The organism is Rhodoplanes roseus (assembly GCF_003258865.1).
GTDB classification, from domain to species: domain Bacteria; phylum Pseudomonadota; class Alphaproteobacteria; order Rhizobiales; family Xanthobacteraceae; genus Rhodoplanes; species Rhodoplanes roseus.
In genome coordinates this window covers 1-266 of record NZ_NPEX01000855.1, presented here as the reverse complement: position 1 = coordinate 266, position 266 = coordinate 1, and the positions used below count along the sequence as shown (strand labels likewise).

1 pseudogene is annotated in these 266 nt (G+C 65.0%); it reads right to left on the bottom strand.

Going from position 1 to position 266, the window contains the following annotated elements:
- Positions 1-266 (bottom strand): annotated as a pseudogene (locus CH341_RS32725) (homocitrate synthase); the annotation flags it as partial.

The following is a 266-nucleotide window of genomic DNA, read 5'->3' as shown; positions in this document are numbered from 1 at the left end:
TTCGATTCCGGGATCGGACGGCCCGCAGCCTCCGCCACGAGTTCGGCGAGCCTCGTCAAATGCATGAGGTCGACCCCGCTCTTATGGGCGCCGATATGGTCGAGAGCGGTCGCCACCTCTTCGAGCGCCGCATTGCCGGCGCGCTCGCCGATACCGAGAACGCAGACGGAGGCGTGGGTCGCCCCACCACGGATCGCCGCCAACGTATTCGCGGTGGCGAGGCCGAGATCGTCATGGCCATGAAATTCCAGATCGAGATCGCTCAT